The 18,914-nt window shown below is 47.1% G+C and carries 24 protein-coding genes; 8 read left to right on the top strand and 16 right to left on the bottom strand.

Translation table 11 applies throughout. The features are described 5' to 3' along the window. Positions 1-34 precede the first annotated feature (34 nt). The gene (locus NE536_RS16025; RefSeq protein ID WP_006083479.1) at positions 35-1,126 is read right to left on the bottom strand and encodes a branched-chain amino acid aminotransferase; all 1,092 of its coding nucleotides are present in this window, start codon (positions 1,124-1,126) and stop codon (positions 35-37) included. A gap of 491 nt (positions 1,127-1,617) precedes the next feature. Between NE536_RS16025 and NE536_RS16020 the strand changes: the two genes are divergently transcribed. Further along, entirely contained in the window at positions 1,618-1,890 is a 273-nt protein-coding gene (locus NE536_RS16020; RefSeq protein WP_259483672.1) for a Rho-binding antiterminator, read from the top strand. A 12-nt stretch (positions 1,891-1,902) separates the two neighbouring features. Next, positions 1,903-2,244 carry a hypothetical protein gene (locus tag NE536_RS16015; RefSeq protein WP_259483671.1) on the top strand — a complete coding sequence of 114 codons (342 nt, stop codon included), beginning with the start codon at positions 1,903-1,905 and terminating at the stop codon, positions 2,242-2,244. Between the two features lie 138 nt (positions 2,245-2,382). Here the strand turns inward: NE536_RS16015 and NE536_RS16010 are convergent, their stop codons facing one another. After that, on the bottom strand, positions 2,383-2,736 hold the full coding sequence (locus tag NE536_RS16010; protein ID WP_261273302.1) for a RidA family protein: 354 nt from the start codon (positions 2,734-2,736) through the stop codon (positions 2,383-2,385). Between the two features lie 80 nt (positions 2,737-2,816). Further along, positions 2,817-4,310 carry a Na+/H+ antiporter NhaC family protein gene (locus NE536_RS16005; RefSeq protein ID WP_261273301.1) on the bottom strand — a complete coding sequence of 498 codons (1,494 nt, stop codon included), beginning with the start codon at positions 4,308-4,310 and terminating at the stop codon, positions 2,817-2,819. 179 nt (positions 4,311-4,489) lie between these two features. Between NE536_RS16005 and NE536_RS16000 the strand changes: the two genes are divergently transcribed. Beyond that, positions 4,490-4,711: a cell division protein ZapB gene (locus tag NE536_RS16000; protein WP_006083484.1), complete on the top strand. Its 222-nt coding sequence runs from the start codon at positions 4,490-4,492 to the stop codon at positions 4,709-4,711. Here the strand turns inward: NE536_RS16000 and NE536_RS15995 are convergent. The 7 genes from NE536_RS15995 to NE536_RS15965 all read right to left on the bottom strand — a co-directional run bounded on the left by NE536_RS15995 (position 4,708) and on the right by NE536_RS15965 (position 10,249). Next, complete coding sequence (locus NE536_RS15995; RefSeq protein WP_106649149.1) at positions 4,708-4,920, bottom strand: DUF1107 domain-containing protein; 213 nt, start codon at positions 4,918-4,920, stop codon at positions 4,708-4,710. The genes NE536_RS16000 and NE536_RS15995 overlap by 4 nt on opposite strands. Before the next feature lie 462 nt (positions 4,921-5,382). Then, on the bottom strand, positions 5,383-5,991 hold the full coding sequence (locus tag NE536_RS15990) for a thiol:disulfide interchange protein DsbA/DsbL (protein WP_006083489.1): 609 nt from the start codon (positions 5,989-5,991) through the stop codon (positions 5,383-5,385). Between the two features lie 130 nt (positions 5,992-6,121). Then, positions 6,122-7,144: a serine/threonine protein kinase gene (locus NE536_RS15985; protein WP_261273300.1), complete on the bottom strand. Its 1,023-nt coding sequence runs from the start codon at positions 7,142-7,144 to the stop codon at positions 6,122-6,124. Positions 7,145-7,146: 2 nt separating this feature from the next. Further along, a complete protein-coding gene (locus NE536_RS15980) occupies positions 7,147-7,479 on the bottom strand; it encodes a DUF3630 family protein (RefSeq protein ID WP_261273299.1) in 333 nt (110 codons plus the stop codon). Between the two features lie 13 nt (positions 7,480-7,492). Then, positions 7,493-8,947, bottom strand: a complete 1,455-nt coding sequence (locus tag NE536_RS15975) for a protein adenylyltransferase SelO (protein WP_261273298.1) — start codon at positions 8,945-8,947, stop codon at positions 7,493-7,495. 9 nt (positions 8,948-8,956) lie between these two features. Beyond that, positions 8,957-9,268 carry a hypothetical protein gene (locus NE536_RS15970; RefSeq protein ID WP_012090451.1) on the bottom strand — a complete coding sequence of 104 codons (312 nt, stop codon included), beginning with the start codon at positions 9,266-9,268 and terminating at the stop codon, positions 8,957-8,959. A gap of 144 nt (positions 9,269-9,412) precedes the next feature. After that, positions 9,413-10,249 (bottom strand): hypothetical protein, encoded by an 837-nt coding sequence (locus NE536_RS15965; RefSeq protein ID WP_261273297.1) that lies wholly within the window; start codon positions 10,247-10,249, stop codon positions 9,413-9,415. 274 nt (positions 10,250-10,523) lie between these two features. On the opposite strand from NE536_RS15965, the gene NE536_RS15960 reads away from it, so the two are divergent. The 4 genes from NE536_RS15960 (at position 10,524) to NE536_RS15945 (ending at position 13,137) form a co-directional block, all read left to right on the top strand. Next, positions 10,524-10,883 carry a DsrE/DsrF/TusD sulfur relay family protein gene (locus NE536_RS15960; protein ID WP_261273296.1) on the top strand — a complete coding sequence of 120 codons (360 nt, stop codon included), beginning with the start codon at positions 10,524-10,526 and terminating at the stop codon, positions 10,881-10,883. Between the two features lie 146 nt (positions 10,884-11,029). After that, on the top strand, positions 11,030-11,428 hold the full coding sequence (locus NE536_RS15955; RefSeq protein WP_220776589.1) for a nitrous oxide-stimulated promoter family protein: 399 nt from the start codon (positions 11,030-11,032) through the stop codon (positions 11,426-11,428). A gap of 57 nt (positions 11,429-11,485) precedes the next feature. Next, complete coding sequence (locus NE536_RS15950; RefSeq protein ID WP_261273295.1) at positions 11,486-12,400, top strand: hypothetical protein; 915 nt, start codon at positions 11,486-11,488, stop codon at positions 12,398-12,400. Positions 12,401-12,552: 152 nt separating this feature from the next. Then, complete coding sequence (locus NE536_RS15945) at positions 12,553-13,137, top strand: YSC84-related protein (protein ID WP_261273294.1); 585 nt, start codon at positions 12,553-12,555, stop codon at positions 13,135-13,137. 95 nt (positions 13,138-13,232) lie between these two features. Here the strand turns inward: NE536_RS15945 and NE536_RS15940 are convergent, their stop codons facing one another. The 6 genes from NE536_RS15940 to NE536_RS15915 all read right to left on the bottom strand — a co-directional run bounded on the left by NE536_RS15940 (position 13,233) and on the right by NE536_RS15915 (position 18,286). Next, positions 13,233-13,838 (bottom strand): hypothetical protein, encoded by a 606-nt coding sequence (locus NE536_RS15940; RefSeq protein ID WP_261273293.1) that lies wholly within the window; start codon positions 13,836-13,838, stop codon positions 13,233-13,235. Between the two features lie 94 nt (positions 13,839-13,932). Next, positions 13,933-14,970, bottom strand: coding sequence for an acyltransferase family protein (locus NE536_RS15935; protein WP_261273292.1), 1,038 nt, complete (start codon positions 14,968-14,970; stop codon positions 13,933-13,935). A gap of 2 nt (positions 14,971-14,972) precedes the next feature. Beyond that, positions 14,973-16,370 (bottom strand): hypothetical protein, encoded by a 1,398-nt coding sequence (locus NE536_RS15930; RefSeq protein WP_261273291.1) that lies wholly within the window; start codon positions 16,368-16,370, stop codon positions 14,973-14,975. A gap of 193 nt (positions 16,371-16,563) precedes the next feature. Beyond that, positions 16,564-16,914, bottom strand: a complete 351-nt coding sequence (locus tag NE536_RS15925) for a YkvA family protein (RefSeq protein ID WP_261273303.1) — start codon at positions 16,912-16,914, stop codon at positions 16,564-16,566. Positions 16,915-16,963: 49 nt separating this feature from the next. Beyond that, on the bottom strand, positions 16,964-17,722 hold the full coding sequence (locus tag NE536_RS15920; RefSeq protein WP_261273290.1) for a helix-turn-helix transcriptional regulator: 759 nt from the start codon (positions 17,720-17,722) through the stop codon (positions 16,964-16,966). Between the two features lie 24 nt (positions 17,723-17,746). After that, the gene (locus tag NE536_RS15915) at positions 17,747-18,286 is read right to left on the bottom strand and encodes a YbhB/YbcL family Raf kinase inhibitor-like protein (RefSeq protein ID WP_261273289.1); all 540 of its coding nucleotides are present in this window, start codon (positions 18,284-18,286) and stop codon (positions 17,747-17,749) included. Positions 18,287-18,755: 469 nt separating this feature from the next. Here NE536_RS15915 and speFL point away from each other — a divergent pair, with 469 nt between their 5' ends. Beyond that, the gene (speFL, locus tag NE536_RS22990; protein ID WP_100199882.1) at positions 18,756-18,872 is read left to right on the top strand and encodes a leader peptide SpeFL; all 117 of its coding nucleotides are present in this window, start codon (positions 18,756-18,758) and stop codon (positions 18,870-18,872) included. Positions 18,873-18,914: the final 42 nt, after the last annotated feature.

Genomic DNA, 18,914 nt, shown 5'->3' with positions numbered 1-18,914 from the left:
CTCCTAGGAGCCTTTAATCATCACCACAACATCCTTACTTTGCTAAACGTTCAACACGCTTAACCCAGCCTTCTGGACCTTGAATGTGGCCCTTTTGGATTTCGGTATACAGTTTGTAGATGCGCTGAACATGCTCGCCCACTTCACCGTTACCGACAGTGACTATGTGGCCATCTTCAAAAATGTAGGAACCCACAGCTGAAACCACAGCTGCTGTACCAAAACCACCCGCCTCGATAATTTCACCAGATTCGATATCGGCGATAAATTGATCAAGCATGACAGTCTCTTGGCGCACTTCACAACCAAGCATCTCACCCAATTCCATGATGGATTGCGAGGTGATCGACTTAAGAATGGTATCGGTGAAGGTCGGAATGATCACAGTGCCATCTTTTAAGATGTGGAAATGGTTCATCGCACCCGCTTCTTCAATCTGTTGATTGGTCGAGTCGAGATATAACACTTGCGATGCACCAAAGGCTGCCGCGGCTTTACCCGCACGCAACGACGCCGCATAGTTTCCCGCCGCTTTTGAGGCGCCAGTGCCACCCGAAACTGCGCGATGGAAAGTTTTGCTGATCAGTAAGCGTATGCCTTTGTTGACACCCGCTGCGTAATAAGCACCACTTGGGCTTAACACGACACAGAAGGTATAACGCGTGCTTGGGCTAACAGAGAGACGGTCTTCGGTCGCAAAAATAAAGGGGCGAATATACAGACACGCACCTTCTTGCATCGGGAACCACAGGCGATCGACATCGATCAACGCATTGATCGCATCCATCTGAACTTGTTCATCGATATTAGGAATACAGACGATATCGGCGGAGCGATTCATCCGCTCGGCATTCTTATTAATGCGGAAAGTATAAATCTCGCCATCTTCGTGCATAAAGGCTTTCGCGCCTTCGAAGATCGACTGGCCATAATGCAACGCCATTGCACCCGGTGCCATTTCAAATGGACCATAAGGAACGATGCGCGGATCGCACCATTGTCCGTCATGATAATCCATCAAAAACATATGATCGGTTCTGAGGCTACCAAAGCCCACATTCCCCTCGGGCTTGAATTGCTCAGTACGGCGCTCGGACGCAGGTTTTAAATTGTAAGTTATTTCCATCGCATACCACCTTGATTACTGAACAAGCAGACTAGGGAGCGACAGGAATAAAGTCAAGAGGGGCGCGCATATCTATACCCAAACAATCTGAAGATGCAGGATTCAGCGGGAATTTAACGCACTTTAGGCAAAGCGGTTATTTGCGGACCTAGTGGGCTAAGTTAAAAATAACCAACACAGCATAAAGTGCATTAAAACCCGCCGGGACGGAGCGCCTAGGGAACTCCACTTCCGTGTTGCATCAATTCAAAAGGTGACCGACATTCTGTCATTGATGCGCCTTGAATTGAAGCACCCTAGGCGCTCTGAAACTCGTATCTTCAGGTAGCTTGGGTATAAAGGTCTAAGCAATAAAAAACTCGCTAACATGCTTGGCTCAGCCTTTCACACTGTCTTAGATACTAGATAAAACAATCAGCATTGGGTCACGCATAATGCCAATGGCAAGTATTTTTGCCACAATGGGGTCGAACTCCCGATGAGATAAACCTATGTCTGACTATAAGATGATCCCCTGTGAGCACTACGATTACCTCGAACTTGCCTGCCTGCGCGGTTATCAACTCAAGATTGAGTTGATTGATGGCACGCAGTGCCAAGGTCAAGCCATCACCACGCAGACCAGAGCCGACAAAACCGAGTGGCTTGTTATCCAGCAGCAACAAAATAAACAATCTCTTAGGCTCGACCATATCGTCGCTATCACGCCTGTCGATGTGAATGCTGAATTTGGCAGGGTGCTGATTGCCACTAAACAAGGTTAGCGAGGACAACACATGGCAAAGATAATGTTAGCGGTTGAAATCGGTCACTGGACTGGTGGGCATAATGGCCAATATCCCCAGCTGATTGAGTTTGATACGGCGCATCTTGATAGACCCTTTCAGGTTAGCGATGGTTGGGGGCATGGTTTAGGTGGCGCGGCTTACTCACTCGCACAATTTATCAACACGCCTTATTACCTAAAGCTCAAAACTGAGGCTCCTTGGGCGTTTGCCATTATCGAACAGGGCTTAGCGCAACAGAATATTGATGCGATCGCCGCGGCACTCTCAATGCAATATGTGGATCATCCACCGCTTGTGCCTAAACATTTAATGGAATACTTATTAGGTTAAAGCTGAAAGATTTAGCTAGAAGAGAGTGAACGTGATGAACAATGCAGGTTTAGATAGCGAGGTGTATTGCGGAAAAGCTTCACCGAGTCATGACACTCGGTGACAGGATTCTAAACTGGACGAAAAATAGCTCCGCGCTTAAACAGCGACCGCCGCTATTACAGACACTTCAACCAAATATTCCGGCTCAGCAATAGCAGCTTGCACGCAAGCGCGGGCTGGCGCATGGCCTTTAGGCACCCAAGCATCCCATACGGCATTCATCGCATCGTAATCACCCATGTCTTTCAGATAGATAGTCGCTGACAACAAATGCTCACGCGAACTCCCCGCCTGCGCCAACAAGGTATCGACTTCTTCAAGCATAGTGACGGTTTGCTCAGTGATATCTTGATACTTATCCTTCGCCACTTGGCCACACAGATACACAGTACCTTGATGAATGACTATGCTGCTCATGCGGGTGCCAACGTCTAAACGGGTAATGCTCATATTGATCATCTCTTAAATCAGTACATTGAAATAAAGGGTTCAGCTCAAACCGAATAGGCCATTTTAACGATAAACAGGCGTTATGTCTGCGGTACTAACTTAGGCCAAGGCGAATAGAAGCGCGCCATCAAGGCAAATAAACCGAGACCACAGCTCACCACGGCCAACCACACTAACGGCGTCGCCACGTCTAAATTCACTAATTGGAATCCAATCAGGGCCGAACACGCCGCGATTAACGCAAAGGGCAACTGAGTCACCACGTGGTCATGGGGAGCGCAACCTGAACTGGTCGCACTGAGCACGCTGGTATCTGAAATGGGCGAGCAGTGATCGCCAAAAACTGACCCCGCCATCACAGCGCTCAATACTGGTAACAACAGATGAGGATCAAGGTTATGAGCAATCTCAGCACCAATCGGGATCATAATCGCAAATGTGCCCCAACTCGAGCCCGTCGCAAAAGCCATTATCGCGCAGAGTAAAAACATTCCCGCCACCAGCAAGTGTGGAGAAAGATAAGATTTAGCCCAAGCGGCCAACAATTTCGCCACGCCAAGATCTTGGATAACAGCGCCAATCATCCAAGTGCAGAGCAAAATTGCAATAGCAAAGGCGATCATGCGCACACCGTGGCTCAAATCCCCCACTAACGCCGTTAAGCGTCGCCCAGACAAGCCCAACATAATCAGAGTGACCAAGGTCGCCAACAAACAAGCATCGCGCATAGAGGCGCCAATATCGGCCTTAGCCAGCCAGAGCGACACATCCCAAGAAGAGACCTGCTGGGCACCAGACCACAAAGTTAATCCCACCGAAGCCAATAACAGAGTCAGCATAGGAATAGCGAGTAGCCAAGGATTGCCCTTGGCCTCGACTGTACTAGAAGATTCCACCACGGTAGCGGCGACAAAAGAGCGAAAACCCACGCCATACCAAGCGATAAGCACGGACAAACCTAAGGTCACTATGGCGTAAAAGTTAAATAAGGCCACATCGATGAAGGCTTCCAGCGGCGACATGGGCAAAAAGCTGATCCCCGCAATCAGAGCCATCACATAGGGGCCCCAGCTAGAGAAAGGCAATAGCGCACACAGAGGTGAAGCGTTGGAATCGACCAAATAGGCGAGCTGCTCATGACGAATACCATAGCGCTGGCTCAATGGCTGACAAACATGGCCGACGGCAAGGCAACTGAAAATTCCATCGATAAACACTAACCAACCAAGGAAAACGACGCCCAGACGCGCCTGACGTTCAGTGCGGATACGGCTATAAAGCCAATCACCAAACTGACCCACGGCGCCGCCACGTGCTAATAACTGCGTCATGCTGCCTAGCAGCAACATGGCCAATAGCACATTGAGGTGCCACGCTTGCCAAGCACCTTGGGCATAGAATTGTTTAACGCCGATATCAAGCAAATACCGCCCAGTTTGCAGTGGGTCAAATTGGGCGATCAATAGCGCGCCAGAGACGATGCCGACGCCTAACGCCACCAGTGTACGACGTAAAAACAGGGCTAAGGTTAAGGTCAACAGTAGTGGGAGTATGGCGAGCAGACTAGGCGACATGGACCATTCCGATAAAAAATAAAACCAAGAATACTAACGAGTTAATAACAAATGCAAAAAAACTTAATTTAGAACCCAGTAATAGGGTGTTTTTTGACCAAACGACAAGAATCGCTATTCCTTAAGTTCTAGGCACTGCTAGAATCACAGTCCCATCCAGAAACCATAGGACTCTCCAGATGAGCCTTGAATTACTGTCCAAACTGGAAACCAAAATCCAGGCTGCACTCGAAACTATCGAGCTTCTAAAAATGGAGCTTGAAGAAGAGAAGCAAAAAGCGTCTACGCTGAGTGAGCACAATCAACAATTGAATGCGCAAAACCAGCAACTACAAGAAGAACTCACTTCTTGGAACGAAAAAGTGACTGGCCTTGTTGGCTTGTTAAACAGCGAAATCTAAACAGCCTTTGTTTGATGATGCTGCGCTTCGATCAGTTCGTTCAATTCTAAAATAGCCTGCTTCACTTTTGGCAGGCTTTTTCTTGGCAGCAAAAACCGTCCCTTCTCAAATTCCAATCGTCCTAAGTCTTTAACCCAAATAACACCAGTGAGAAAAATACGCGCATGCTTAACGATAAGCTTAGGTGCGTAGACAGGAAAAACTCTCATATGACCACCTACAAGCATTCTTGTTGTTATTGATTACAGTTGTTTGACAGAAGCTTTACCACTTGAGTTTCATCGTTAGCGTGCTTTTTTTCATAATTTATTGCCAAAAACAGTTAATCATCTGATTTAGTTAACTTATCAATTTGCCACGCTGTAACCCAAATAAACAAAGCGCCATAATAATGTCACTTGCCATTTTTTTGACGCCCTGCTAAATTAACAGCGTTACTCAGGGTAAAAATGAGTCCTCTGGCTCAAGTCCGTACTTTCTTTTACAAGAAGTACGGTTTTTTTTACCTATTTTTTGCCTCACTTTTATTCAATAAGTTCAAGCGACTAACCTCAACATCGCCTAGTCCGCGCCGTACCGCAATAAAAAAGGAGCCCTCAGGCTCCTTTCAAACTCAGTATATTCAGCATTATCACAAACCCGCATGACAGTGATGTGATAACGCCATAAAACTATTTTTTCGCTAAGTAGAAAGCGATATCTAACAGTTCGTCGTAGGATTTAATCGCACCAGTCTCAACACGATACTTACCGTTAACGACAAGAGCAGGTACGCCTGTCAGCTTAGCGTTTTCAGTATCACGCTTCATTTTAGCCATTTGCGCCTTCACCATGAAAGATTCTGCCGCCGCATCGAAGGTTTTACCATCGACACCGTTAGCCACGAAAAGGGCACGAATATCAGCAAGGCTAGTAAAATGTTCTTTTTTCTCATGAATGGCAGAGAATAACGCCGCATCCATTTTATCATCGACGTTTAACTGATGCGCAACTGCGAATGCGCGTGACATTTCAACGCCCATTTCTTTACCAATAAAATCAACGTGTGCTTGGTTAAACGCTACGCCTTCTGGCTTTTCGGCGAGAATTTTTGGCACAACTGTTTTAGAGAAATTAAAGCAGTGTGGGCAATAGAAAGAGAAAAACTCGGTGATCTCTGGCTTAGCGGTTGCTGGGCCATCGTTAATCACTGTGTAATGCACACCTTCTTGGTATTCCACAGCCGATACAGCCAGTGGCGCCAGTAACAAAGCCGCGGCCATAAGTAATACTTTTTTCATGCAAATTCCTTAAATCATTTTTGATAAATTGGCTGGAGACTAACATATTCCATTTTTTGAGTGTAACTCAAGCTTAAGAGTTCAATCTAATGTCACAAGATACGTCTGTGACATCATATTTTGCTCAATACTAATAAGGCACTAGGCTCAGTGGTGGCTCGCCAAGGGCAAAAAGTTGCTCCTTAAATGCCAAGATCTGCTGTTCCCAATACTTTTCATCCCCAAACCAAGGGAAGTTCATCGGGAAAGCAGGATCGTCCCAGCGACGACCAATCCACGCGTTGTAGTGCACCATACGCAGCGCACGCAGCGGTTCAATTAAGGCTAACTGCCTTGTATCAAACTCACAAAACTCTTCATAGGCTTCGAGTAGAATTTCAAGCTGCATCAACTGCTGCGCTCTATCACCCGTTAACATCATCCATAAATCTTGAATCGCCGGCCCCATGCGAGCATCGTCTAAATCGACGAATCCGGGACCATCTGGCGTCCACAAAATATTGCCTGGGTGTAAATCGCCATGCAAACGAATGGCCGCAAAATCTTGGCGATCCCAAATCGCATTCGCCTTAGCCAACACTTGCTCAACGACGGTAAAAAACGGCAAGCGTAGGCTGTTAGGTACCAGATTGGATTGCTTTAACCACGCGAGCGGCTCGGCGCCTAGAATCTGCGGATTCAGCAGTTCACGTTCAGCAAATACAGTTTGCGCCGCGTACTGATGTATACGACCGATGAATCGGCCAACTAATTCCAGCTGTTCTAAATTATCGACTTCAAAGGCGCGCCCCCCCAAGGAAGGAAACAGGGTAAATCGATAGCCTTGGTACTTGTGTAACGTATGACCTTCGATGATCACAGGCACGGCGATTGGGATATCTTCTGCCGCAAGTGCCAGCGCATAATCATGCTCCTCTTGGATCTGCGCGTCGCTCCAACGGTCGGGGCGATAGAACTTCACCACATAACGCAGCCCTTCATCGCTGCGAAACTGATAGACGCGGTTCTCGTAGCTGTTCAGCGCAAGCAGGCCTGTTTCCGGGTACACGCCCAAACTTTCGATCGCATCTAAGATCAAATCCGGCGTTAGGGCTTGAAAATGGAACTCAGCGCCGCTAGAACTCGTGGTCGGTGGCGTCATATTCTGACTCATATTCAGTTCACTCTTAGGTGAGGTTGCAGCAAAGTGGCTAAGTATTCCAGCACCTCAAAATCGGCTTCTCGTTCGGTCGAGAGCCAGCAAATGTTGCCGTAAAACTCATAATTGAGCCATAACTGGCTGCCTTCAAATTCTAATAACCATTGATGCCTGTCGGCGCCCCACTGACGCTCGCGCACAGTGCAATCGAGCGCCGCGGCTAAGGGTTCGGCAAAGTCGGCGAAACGATCAAAATCGATATCCGCACTGACCGCTAAACTTAAGGCGCTTCTATCTAAGCGAATGGTATCTAAGCTAATGGCTTTTAGATGCGTGCATGGTAATTTCATGCTTGTTATCCAATCAACTACTACATGACATGATCAAACCTTGGCCCCAGTCCGGTGGACGCTTGGCCAAGTCTTCATGTTCTGCGTGTTCGGCAAAGGGCTGAGTTAAGATTTTTTGCAGCAAATGCAGCGGCGCAAGATTACCCTCTTCCACCGCGATTATCGCCTCTTGGGCTAAATAGTTACGCAAAATATATTTGGGATTCACACTATTGCGCTCAGTTTGCCACGCGGGGATATCCGCCACTGTGCCCAATCGCTGTTGGTAGGCTTGATACCAAGTATCAAACTGGCTGACATCGATAAAGTCATCCCGCAGCGCACTGTGTTTGCTGGTCGGATCTAACTTACCTAATTGACGCCAAGTCTGAGTGTAATCAAGCTGATTTTTCTCCATCAGCACAGTGAATCTACCTATGAGGTCGAGATCCTGTTTGTCCTGCTCTACCGACGAGACATCAACTACTGAAAGACCTAGTTTTGCCCGCATCAAGCGCAAATAAGGCTGCACTAGCGCCTCTTGGTATTGATTAAGAATGGCAATTAAGTCATCGGATGGGATCACAGGAGTAAGCGCCTGCGCTAAGCGTTGCAAGTTCCACAAACCGACACCCAGCTGCTGACCAAAGGCATAGCGACCTTCGGGATCCGAATGATTGCAGATAAAATCCTCTTGGAATGTATCGAGGAACGCAAAGGGACCGAAGTCAAAACTGTCACCCAGAATCGACATATTGTCAGTGTTCATCACACCATGGGCAAAACCGACCGCCTGCCAGTGGGCAATCATCTTAGCGGTATCTTGCACTACCTGTAAAAACCACGCTTTATAGCCTGCGGCATCACAACTCAAATGGGGATAATGCTGAGTAATAGTGAAGTTGAGTAATTGGATCAGTTTATCGGCACGGCCGCGTTCACTGTGGCAGAAAAACTCGAAATGGCCGAAACGAATATGGCTACGGGCTAAACGCACGGTAATGGCTGCGGTTTCTTGGCTCTCGCGCCATACGGGTAGGTCAGAGCCAATCACCGCCAAGGCACGGGTCGTCGGCACGTGCAAATGATGCAACGCCTCAGAGACTAAAAACTCACGCACGGCAGAGCGCATCACAGCTCGACCATCACCACGGCGCGAATAAGGCGTCGGACCGCCGCCTTTAAGGGCAACATCCCATGCGCCATTTGGGCCAATCGCTTCACCTAAAATGATCGAGCGTCCATCTCCTAAGCGCGGCGTGTAACCGCCAAATTGGTGGCCGCTATACACTTGAGCATAATAAGTTGCGCCATCGACGGCGGCATTGCCAGACAAGCCCAATAACAGCTCATCTGTGGGTTGGCTCAAGCCAATCAATTGGGCGGCGTCATCACTCCATGCTAGCCACTCGGGCTTAGTTATCCCTTGCGGGTACACTTGCGAGTAAAACTCAGGTAACTGTGTAAAAAAATCCTGTTTAAACTTCATCTTGTCCACCTATTGGCTCATGGTCTTGCAAACCAGCACCGACTTATCGTCGAACTCACATAGGTGCCCACATTGATACACCCCAAGGCCAAAGCCACTCACGCCAGAGCTGCTTAGACGCTGCATGCCGTGGGCCTTGCTCTGGCATTGCGCTAGGGTGTCGTAGTAGCCATTAATATCCTCGGCCTGCAAAGGCGTCACCGGAATGGCACTCACATCGGGATAATAAAATAGGGTCCATTCTGGGGTTTTAGTACAGCCACTGAGTAGCAATAATCCAAGCCCGAATAAGACATTCGGTAAGGCATAGCTTAGTTTCATTTTTCCCCTATCAAGCCCATAAAAAAAGCGAACCTTAGTTCGCCTTTTGCGCATTCAGTTAGCAGGGATTCTACACTGCTTAGACGAGGGAAATAACCGCTTTTCGTTTAAGGGTTTACCCGCTAAGCGCTCCCAACCAAAGTGTTAAGCCGTAGTTGCTTTAGCCTGTGCTTTCTCAATCCGATTGATCCGGCCCTCAAAGCCAGTGACAGTGCCATCGCTCAGCCCAAGCTCTAATGCTTTACGACAAATGACAATGGCGGCATCGAAGGCTTGGGTATCATTTAGTAAGGTGGCTAAATGCAAGAAACCGGAAGACTTAAGCTCAGTATCTTTGCCTTGCTCGGCGCTAGCTGCTTTGAACAGTGCGACATACTCTTCAGCTAACTGAGCGCCATAGTTGAGATAATCCGCCGATTTACGCTGCTTGTAGCACTCTGCGACCATATTTTGCAGCGCGGTATAGCGAGCACTGGCTGACGTTGCCCCTTGATATTCTTCAAAGGCCCGAACTAAGGTTACATTCGCCCAAGCCCCTGGCGCACCGACCTCTGAACGCGTGCTCGATGCTGGCTCTGCTTCAGTCTTAACGTCAGCTTGTTCATCTGTTGGCGTGGTGCCTAAAATGATCACCGACTCTTCATTATGGGCCGCAGGAATATCGACTTCGATGATATCTGTGTCTAGCGCCACCGAAATGTTCGCAGGGTCGTCAGTCTCACGGGGCATTAATTCCGCTTCCACTTCGATGACAGGCTCAACTTCCACCACGCGAGTGTCCTCTACCAACTCAACTGGTTCAGGCTCTACAGGCTCGGGTTCAGCAGCGGAGGAAATTGGTAATTCTTCGGTAGGAACAACAGGTTTTACCGTGGTCGATTTAGGTTTCATCGCCTCTTGTTCTTCTTTCGCTAATCGCTGCGCGCGAAGGAATAAAAACACCCCGACAGCAATCAGTATAAATACGACTAAGATCTTCATTCTTGTTCACCTTTGATGGCCGCTTCTCATCAGAAGCCGTGTCAATGGGTTTGCCAACGTCCATTAGGACAGTGTCCATGGCAACCGAGTCTAGCTAAAAATTGAGCAGAGATTAACCGCTATTAAAGTCCATTGTGTCGGTGAAAATCAAGTATTTATGCCTTTTTATACGATCTTGCGCTCAAATAGTTATAGCCAATTGCGCTAGACTGACGCAACCGTATTGCCTTATCACCCCAATCGCCCAGTTTACGACAAATATAAGGAAAACCTGATGCAAAGTATTCTTATCGTGGCCCACGCTAGCCCCTACGGGACAGAAAAGCTATTTAACAGCCTACGCATCGCATTAGCACTGAAGGATCAGGACGAGCAAGTGGTCGATCTCAAACTCTTTCTCATGTCAGATGCCGTGTTTGGCGCGCTCAAAAATCAAACCACACCCGACTTAAGCTATAACCTACAACAGATGTTCGAGATCCTCTCAGCGCAGCAAGTGCCGATTCTGCTTTGTAAGACCTGCGCTCAAGCGCGAGGCGTCACGGCGGAAATGATCATCGAAGGCGCGCACATAGGTACGCTGCAAGATTTAACCCGCTGGACATTAGTTGCCGACAAAGTGATGCATATCTAAGGTTGACTTGTAAGTGCGACATTGAGGATGAAGAATTATTTAAAGCCCTATTTTGTGCGCACCTTCATAAATTGGCGCTTTCGTTTTGTCAGCGCCAATTTCACTGCCTATGATGGGATATCCGAGTAACAAGCTAAGGTATTCCAATGGGCACAGCCACACTACTTACGGGCAAACTCCTGTACGAACACCAGACCATTGCCGCAATGGTGGCGATTTATTGCAAAGCGAAACACCAAGGCCAAGATTCAACAGGTCTATGTGTAGATTGCATCGAGCTATTGGATTATGCCGCGACGCGCCTAGATCGCTGCCCCTACGGACAAAGCAAACCTACCTGTAATAAATGCCCAGTGCATTGTTACAAACCCGCGCAGAAACAAATCGTCAAAGAGATCATGATCTTCTCCGGTCCTAGGATGCTGTTACCGCATCCCATTCGTGCAATCAAACACTTACTCGCAGAACGCGTTCCCGTTCCCAGCGTTGTGCCAGAGGCGGCTTCAAATCGTCATCGGCGCATAGCCAACCAGCAGAAAAACTAACGGCGATACTTTTACCGAGCCGATTTCCCTGATATAACAGGGCTCGAGGTATCGCATATGAACGATTTTAATACTTTTTTCGCTCAAGCTTACTGGTGGTTGTCGTTATTTGGAGGCGTACATTGCCTCGCGTTAGCTATTTATATTCGCTACTTTTATCACCCCGACAGTAACCAAAAACTCCTCGCCGCTTTCTTAAGTCTCATCGCTCTATACTTCTTAACGGGTTTGTTGAATCGCGATAACAGTCCAATTCCGATCCATATTCTATTCAACCTGATAAACCCCATCTATTTTTTGCTTATGCCTTTGCTCTATCTCTATTGCAAACGCAGTTTAGTTCCGACCCATAAACCGCTAGGATTTTCAAAACATTACTGGCCGTCGGCTTTTACCTTAGTTTTCGCCATTCTAGATATCGGCCTAAGATTGACCGCTTATCCCAATGGAGAATGGCAGCCTTTAACCCAAATGCTGAAGGAAATTAGCATTAGCCAATGGGGCGCCATACTGCCCGCACTGCTATCAGTACAAACCTGTTGTTACTTTGTCGCGTTGTGGGTACTGTTTCGTCGGCATAAACGCAATCAAACTGATGTCACACTCACCCAAGAGGCGCTCGGTACCATTCGATTTCGTTGGCTGATAGGTTTGACCTTGGCCATGTTGTTGAACTGGTTGATCCGCGTATTTGTGGTGATTTTACCCTTCTATCTAGGCGATAACTTGTCATTGCTCTCCCATGCGTTACCTAGACTCACCTTACTGCTGAGCATGTATATGTTGGCCGTATACGGCCTGAAACAAATCACCCGCTCTGCCTATCTAAAAGGTCGCATGGCAAAACCCCTATCACAACCACGCCCAATCGCGATTGAAAATGTGCTCACTCCTGAGGAGTATGAATTCTTGCATCAAATTCAGCAGGACGACGCAGAAAATCCCCAAGCTTCTTCAGCACCTAAGAACTAATTAGCGAAACCATACTCCAATCATCACCACCAATATCACTCCAAGCATTAAGCCGAACACTGAACCTAAGCTGACACATATGTCACTTTTGGCTGTCATTTGTGTCGATAAAGGCTAGTCTGGAGCAACCGAAGACTTGAAGAGGCGTTACCATGAAATCATTTTTAACTGCCATTGCGGCATCGACATGCCTTATCGTGAGCCTATTTGCAGCGCCCACTGCACATGCGGATGAAAGCTATGATCAGGCGGTAGCCAATTTCCAAAAAGCGAAAGAAACCAGTAAGTTTTTCGACACAGCCTATGGCTATGCGTTATTCCCGACTGTGGGTAAAGGCGGCATAGGCATTGGCGCAGCCTATGGCAAGGGCCGAGTCTATCAAGGCGGTGTTTATATGGGTGATTCGAGCCTGACTCAATTATCCATCGGTTTTCAATTAGGTGGACAAGCCTACAGCGAGATCATCTTCTTTAAAGATGCTAAAGCCTATGAAGCCTTCACAAGCGGCAGTTTCGAGTTTGATGCCCAAGCCTCGGCGGTTGCCATCAACATGGGTGCAAGTGCTCAAGCGGGAACCACGGGCAACTCAGCAGGCGCAGGCCAATCGGGTGGTAATCGCTCAGCAAGCGGCTCTTACATTAACGGTATGGCGGTATTTACCGCAGCAAAAGGCGGCTTGATGTTTGAAGCAGCACTTGCGGGTCAAGCCTTTAGCTTCGAACCTAAAGCTAACTAATGCGAGTCATTAAACGGTTAAATCAAACGGCGAGCCTCAGTGCTCGCCGTTTTGTTAGATATGCTCTAACCTATGGTTCAAAAGTGCGCGCGACACTACTCATGCCCCCAAGGTTTTGGCGGTAATGCGACGGGTTGAGTGAGATCAAAATCGACTTTGAAATCGCGGTTTTCGCGCGTAAGTTGATAGCTAAACGTCGTTGGGGTGATTTCCATGTGCCACACATTCGTGATCGACTGGGTTAGCCCATTCTTAACGAAATTATCGATAGATTCCCTATCAATGGGAAACGACTGTTTCAGCACTGTCCCGTCATTCATGGTATCGCCGCCATACATAGTCACAGCATCTTCGCTGCCATCTTGATGGCGATGGTCGTGTTTCAACTTAAGCCCTTGCTGCGTTTTAGTTAGCACCCAAGTACGTGAATGGTCATCACCCACATGGAACGGGATCTTAAGCTCAGTGTCGCTGCATTCGCGCACGTGCATAACTAAAGACTTACCGCTAAAGGCCGAGTCCGCAGTGTCACCCGAAACTACTTTGCCCGCAAAGGCTTGGCCGCAATGGACGGCGATTTGCGCGAAGAAAGTATGCTGCGTTTCAGTGAATAAGGGCTCTGCTTGAGCCGCTATGGATGGTAAGGCAATCGAAGACAAACTGGCGAGCGCGAGACTCTGTAGGGCAATTCTGGACTTCATCTTGTTCTCCATTTTTTAGATGAAAAACACCCTAACACTAGGAAATAAATTCAAACTGAATTTCACCTAGTGTTAGTGATGATAAGCCAAGTGATTACCAGCCGATGTAAGTACGTGAACGGTTACCGAGACGCTTCTTGATAAAGCGAGCCGTGATAATACTTCCCACCATCAGGAAGATAAAAATCCCCGCAGAGAAGAGCACGCTAGTGACCCAAGATCCCGGCGGTAAACGGTAACGCATTAAGGTCGCGGTGGCGTTAAACATCATGTCGAACAGCGGATGAATAAAGAAAATCGCAAAACTCATCTCAGCCACTTCCACTAACCAAGGCAATCGACTGCGCCCCGACAACCATTCGCAAAAGTTCAGCACTAACACACATAAACAGAGTTTTTGAATAAACTGCCAATCGATGCCGTTATATTCAAACGGAGCCTTATGGTAGTTACCAATATGCTGCACTATGTAAGTTTGCTCGACTAAGCTCACCACTAAAAAAATCATCGCGAGGGCAGTAAAGATAGAACCAAAGCGCGTCACAATATGTTCATCTTGTGAATATAAAATACCAATCAAATAGAAAGGCATAAAATACACCACTGAGTGGATGAAATTGACGTTACCTATGGGCCTATGCAGCAGAATAGCCACCACACAACTCAGTACAAATAGCGTCCAGCGCATCTGCTGTGAGCAACGGATAAACCATAAAAATATCGGCGAGAATAAAAATACCGCCATAATGAATGGAATATACCAATGCGGATACAGGATATAACCGTTACGTACCGTATAAAAAACACTCAGCAAGAGTTTATCGAGCGACTGGTGCTCCATAAAAATCCAGCGCAAACACAAACAGAATAAACCGATCAAAGAGACGACTAAAAAAGGATAAAGTACGTTCTGTACTTTGTTCTTCATAAACTTGCTGTAGTCGAAATCCTTATAAAAAATACGATGGAAAAAATACCCTGAGATAAACACAAACAAAGCCGTGCCACCGCGTAATAGGTTTTCCAATAACAGCGGGAAACCTTCTCCAGAGTTGTAAATACTGTGGCCAAGCACGATAAAGATAATCGCAATGCCACGCATGTAGGTAAATTCGAGCTGATTTTTTCTCATTATTAATTCATCGCACAGTAGAGGGTTCTTCCATCAACAACACTCGCAGAAACCCTAATAGTTCCATGGACTTCTGCTTCATTGAATACCAGATACTGACCCTCACGCTGAAAGGGGAATGCCAAAGGTAACAGAGTTGCAGCCTCAATGCCCTCACAATAATTTTGTACAGGAACATCGAGTAATGGACTGCCACTCACTGACAAGTTACTAAATTGCGCGCTCATCCCTAGGTAGGCTTGTGTCATTTCATCTTGGTACGGCACAACATAAAAACCAGAACGCACATCACCCACATCAATAAAACTACTGCTATCGCTCACGCTCGGCATAACCAATAACGGCACCCTAACGTCCTGCGCATTCAATAATAGCTGAGACAATTTCGCTTGAGTGGCAGGATAATACGCTAGCATTTGCTGTAACGGCTTCTTCTGTTTATTGTCTTTTCTTTCCACCGGCGGCACTGGTTTCACGCGATTTAACAGTAAATCTAGCGGTAACATGCCCGACATGACAGACTCTTTCCACACATAAGGCTCTTGAGTGCTATCCAACAATATACCCGCCAAGGCGCCGATATTTTCCGCCTCCGCCGTCCAACCACCCAACATTTTCCTCTGCTGGTAATAGTCGTGCACATATTGGGTCAGTATTTGCTGATAACCGAGTAAGGTTTGATTTTGGCTTAAGATACGTGCGCCAGCGGCCAATTCCACATACTTAGCGCTGCCTTCGACGAGGTCGTTGATGTAACCGACTCTATCCTCGTTTGGCGCAATTTGACGCCATTGCTGCAACCAATAGGCCGCATGGCTCAAGTGTAATGACTGCTGCTCGGGTTGTGCCAGCGCCGCCATTAAGGCATCAAACAACTGTAAACGGTAATAGCGGGCATCGAGGCTGAGCGGGAACACTTCGCCCTCGTAACGCCTCCCCTCTTCTAACACGCGCCATTCGGATTGTGCATAAAAGTGGAAAGCTTCATGCAGACCATTACTGGCCCAGATTAAAAAGGCTAAATCCGTGGGCTTAGTGTCAGCGCTAAATTGGATGTTTGGCGATTCGAGTTGGATTAACACCCCAGGTTGACCTTGATATTGCGGGAAGCCGAAATTAATCGACAAGCCAGACTGTAGGTTAACCGACTCTAAGACGCTGTTATCTTGGATGATTTCACCGCCAGGCTGACGTAGCCAAACGTTGCCGCCATAACTAAAGAGGTGCACTTTATCTTCGAGGCGAAAACCCGGCCACAGAGCTTCGCTCTGGCGACTATTCTGCGCCATAAAATCGAGGTAAAGACGGGCGAGTTGTTCCGGAGAGGCTTCATCGGCAAACGCGGGGGTAGCGGCAGAGACACCTAAAAGCCATAGGATCACTACCATAATATTTTTCATTTATCTGCCTAAACAAACACAAGGGGTTTACAAAACAGCGCTAGCATATAGCGCAATCAAGCAATAGTGAAACGTTTGCAAAAAAATATTTTTCCCTTAAAAAAGCTAAGGTAAAACCAAATCAAGGACTCCTAATAAAATCATATTTTTAGCGCAATTTAGCATCACTTAGGCCTTGGCGAGCACATTAGGGTTAAGCCTTAGGTTCCGTCGGTTTATCGCCAAACCAGAGTGCCAGTTTATCCGCCGCGAGGGATTTGACTTCGTCATCGATATATAAGGTCACCATAGTCAAGGCAGCGGCAAGCGCCCCTAAATCGTCGGTAAAGCCCACTAAAGGCGTGAGATCGGGAATCGCATCTAAAGGGGAAATAAAATACGCCAAGGCGCCGAAGATGACAGACTTGGCCCACTTAGGGGTATTTGGCTGCTGCGCCGCATAATAAAGCCACAGGGCACGCTCGATCACTTCCCTGCCCGCCTGACGGCTAAAAAGTTTAACCTTGTTCCAAAATCCGCTGTCGGTAAATTGCTCATCCGCCATCATATCGCTCCTGCAGCTTGAGATTGTTTGAGTATCAATTCATTCCTCCTCACAGGGTACGACGATAAGCCGCAGGAGTCAGGCCAAATTGCAGCTTAAAACGTAAGGAAAACTTTTCCGCCGATTGATAACCACAGGCCAAAGCCACTTGTAGTAATGGCTCGCCCGAGTTTTGCAACATGGCCAAACCATGACTCAGCCGGACTTCGACTAATAACTGCCTGAAACTGGTGTCTTCTAATGCCAATTTACGCCTAAGGCTGGCCGTGCTCATGTGTAACTTGTCGGCAATCTCCTCCTGTTGCCATGACGCAGCCGGACTCACACCCATTAAAGCTAAGGCCGCTTGAGTCACGCTACGTTGCGTGTGGCCATATAACCAGTTCACACAACGTTTATCGGGCAAACTGAGCAGTAACGCAGCCAGATAATGCAGTTGAACAGAATCAGCCAGCGACAAGCTCAAACTTTGTAATAATGCATTCCAAGCTAAGTCCACCGCGCGCGATACGTTTTGGACTGGCATAGGATCGCGCCAATCGGCCCTGCTCAATAAAATGCCTTGGGGTAAATCGTGGGGAAGCAATAACTGCACTGCCCGATAGCGCCCAAGAAAAGGTCGATTCACAAAGCTAATATGCGAACCCGCAGGAATTAACAGTAACTGACCTTGGCCTACCAAAACGGATTCATCTTGCCAGAGTAAAGACTTTTCCCCATGGATAACCCGAATAATCGATGGCTGGTGCACAGGTACTTGAGATAAAGATTGTGCCTGCTTCGAATCATATTCAAACAAACGGATCATGATACCAGCCTAATTATCAATGGATTATCGGTTATATACCGCAGTCAACTTGGCGCTACCTAAGGCTTGTGCTCTGAGCATAAAGCCTAATAATGCAGGGCTAGCGTCCTTTGGCAGATCTAATGCACTGGGCAATGCCCACACAGTGAATTCATACCTGTGTACACCATGACCTTCGGGCGGACAAGCGCCACCAAAGTCGGTGGTGCCAAAGTCGTTCTTCAAGGCAATAGCGCCTTTGGGCAGTGCATCGGCATGCGAACCCGCGCCCTGCGTCAATGATGTTTGCGCTGCGGGTAAGTTATATACCGCCCAGTGCCACCAACCGCTGCCCGTTGGCGCATCAGGATCATAGGCCGTCACCGCAAACACTTTCGTCCCCACAGGTATGTCAGTCCAAGTTAGTTGCGGCGAAATGTTTTCACCTTGGCAACCAAATCCATTAAATACTAATTGTGATGTGAGTTTATTGCCCTCGCTCATATCTTTGCTCGTTAACGACATAGCATGCGCCTGTCCAAATAAGCCCAACACTAAACTTGCACCTAGCCACCATTTATTCATGTCTATCTCCCATTAATGTTTCGACCAGACTAATTTACGTCAACCTAAAAGATAACATCTGCCCTAAAACGGCAACTTTCTGCCCGAAATGCTCAAATGTGAGAAAAAAACTGTCATTTTTGCAATTTTTTAGCATTAAGGTGATTTTGTAAAGAGAATTTATGCATAATCATGCAAGAGTGGCATGCGGTATAAATCGAGATACTTATTACCACAGCATGTTAATTAAGATTAGAAAAAAGCAATAAGAAATTTTATGCAAAAAATATTATTTAAATAACACTGACAATATTTACTTTCATAATTTAGATAAAGATACTTAAGTATGATTGACTCAATTTAATATTGATAAAACAAGTTAAATTTAAGTACCAATTATTAAAAAGTAAGACATAGGTCATGATTTTATTTATAACTCACATATAAACTTCACTCCGTAATAAAACCTAACTGTTTTCTCTAAGTCATAATGGAGTCGTATATGAAGAGGAAATCTAAAATAATGGCGCATATCCGGCGCACGCGGCATATCATGATGCCTAGTCAACGTGACTATTTCGATCATTCCTTTATCTTCCTCCGCTAATCTCAGCGCAGGTTGTAGGCCAATAAACAGGTCTAAAGTGCT

Source organism: Shewanella septentrionalis, from assembly GCF_025370265.1.
In the GTDB taxonomy this organism is placed as follows: domain Bacteria; phylum Pseudomonadota; class Gammaproteobacteria; order Enterobacterales; family Shewanellaceae; genus Shewanella; species Shewanella hafniensis.
Note: the sequence above shows the minus strand (reverse complement) of the source record. Positions and strands in the feature narration are given on the sequence as shown.